Annotated in this window: 2 protein-coding genes and 4 pseudogenes; 1 reads left to right on the top strand and 5 read right to left on the bottom strand. The window is 47.4% G+C overall.

Translation table 11 applies throughout. The features are described 5' to 3' along the window. Positions 1-98: 98 nt before the first annotated feature. A pseudogene (locus BGK49_RS14455) lies at positions 99-286 on the bottom strand (YkgJ family cysteine cluster protein); the annotation flags it as partial. Between the two features lie 43 nt (positions 287-329). Here BGK49_RS14455 and BGK49_RS31130 point away from each other — a divergent pair. Next, positions 330-425 (top strand): capsid protein, encoded by a 96-nt coding sequence (locus BGK49_RS31130; protein ID WP_072059067.1) that lies wholly within the window; start codon positions 330-332, stop codon positions 423-425. On the opposite strand, the gene BGK49_RS14450 is transcribed toward BGK49_RS31130, so the two are convergent. From BGK49_RS14450 to BGK49_RS29530, 4 genes and pseudogenes are all read right to left on the bottom strand, one after another. Beyond that, positions 422-670 carry a DinI-like family protein gene (locus BGK49_RS14450; protein ID WP_001217553.1) on the bottom strand — a complete coding sequence of 83 codons (249 nt, stop codon included), beginning with the start codon at positions 668-670 and terminating at the stop codon, positions 422-424. The genes BGK49_RS31130 and BGK49_RS14450 overlap by 4 nt on opposite strands. A gap of 253 nt (positions 671-923) precedes the next feature. Further along, positions 924-1,028, bottom strand: a pseudogene (locus tag BGK49_RS31125) (hypothetical protein); the annotation flags it as partial. Beyond that, positions 1,025-1,372, bottom strand: a pseudogene (locus BGK49_RS14440) (hydrolase); the annotation flags it as partial. The pseudogenes BGK49_RS31125 and BGK49_RS14440, both read right to left, overlap by 4 nt. Positions 1,373-1,398: 26 nt before the next feature. After that, positions 1,399-1,531: pseudogene (locus tag BGK49_RS29530) on the bottom strand (IS110 family transposase); the annotation flags it as partial.

Raw genomic sequence — 1,531 nt, 5'->3', positions numbered from 1 at the left:
TGACATCACCCCCCGGATCATGGACGACTGGGGGCAGTAATCATGCCGGGTCTGGCTGGCTAACACCCCATTATAAGGGGTACGAATAAAGTAACGGGGCCGGCAAGAGCGCCACATCGGGGATTTTTCTGATTGGTGCCGCGCATACAGCGATGAAAAGGAGATATTTGCTCAGTGAGACTGACCGAAACCTTTCCGCCAGCATCGTCAGCTTCTGCCCAGTAAAAAGAGACGCGGAAAATGCACAACAGGCACCACACGTCATGCATGGATTCAGATTGCTCATAATTCACCAGTACAGCTATAAATCGTAAAGAGAACAGCGGTACATCGTATGTAAGAACGTACCGCGGCTGGCTGGTGAACTTCCGATAGTGCGAGTATTGAATGATTTCCATCCGTTACAGATTTTACGTGCTAATTAGTGAACAAACCACTCGTCAGCAGACTCCCAGGTATCTTTCAGAGTTTCCTGAACAAAAGTTTTAGCTGAATCTTTATCGGCGGTGCGCGTAACAGAAAGGCCATCGTTGCTGGTAGCTTTTACGATCACCTCTACATCGTCATAACGTTTACTGATGCGTCGGGTTAATTCTTCCTTTAACGCATCCACAGCACCGGTTGGCATTTTAGTCATTTTTTCTTTGGCTATGCAGATTTCAATACGCATAAAAGTCCCTCTACACTGTGTTTGTATACAGTATCAATTTTAACTGTATGGATAAACAGTATCAAGGGTGAAGGAAAGTGATTTTTTGGGGCATGCATGGGGCAAAAATATTTGTTGTGGGGCATTTTGGGGCATGATTGGGACACTTTGTTACATATGAACTTTGCCGATTTTTATATGACATGGAAATACAACGCTTTGATTCTTCTAAATAAAAAACATGCTCTTGGGCGTTCTTTAGTGATTTTTAAAAATTCCGTATCACGCAGTTAAAGTGGCGGGCATACTCTTCAAGGCTGGTGATCCCCAACCGCACCCATTTAGGATGCGACCATTGCGGTAGACCGATGTAAATCATAACGCGTGAAGGATCTCTTCCACGCTACGCACACGGGCGATGCGCGGGTAGATATGATTAATGCTGTTATTGTGTTGCTCGGCGCTGGCGGCACTACAGGCGTCTTCGGCAATCACCAGATTAAAGCCAAGTTCCCAGGCATTGCGGGCGGTGGATTCAACACCGATATTGGTCGAGATCCCACATAACACTATTGTATCGATACCTCGGCGGCGCAGTTGCAACTCCAGATCCGTACCGTAAAACGCACCCCACTGACGTTTGATGATTTCGATATCACTGTCAGTTGCACCTAATGCAGCTGGATGTTGCCACCAGTTTTCGGGCAACACTTTAGCGGGGGAGTGCCCCTATTAAGTTGTCAAGCATGTTATGACCCCTGCGGGGTATAAAAAGTCCCGTCACGCATCATGGCGAACAGAACGTCGCAGCGTCGTCTCGCCAGGGCGATAAGCGCCTGATTGTGTCGTTTTCCCTGACTCATTTTGCGGGTGTAGTAAGCC

The sequence above is a fragment of the Shigella sp. FC1544 genome, from assembly GCF_001722145.1.
In the GTDB taxonomy this organism is placed as follows: domain Bacteria; phylum Pseudomonadota; class Gammaproteobacteria; order Enterobacterales; family Enterobacteriaceae; genus Escherichia; species Escherichia coli.
The sequence above is the reverse complement of the archived record's forward strand: the minus strand, read 5'-3'. Positions and strand labels throughout refer to the sequence as shown.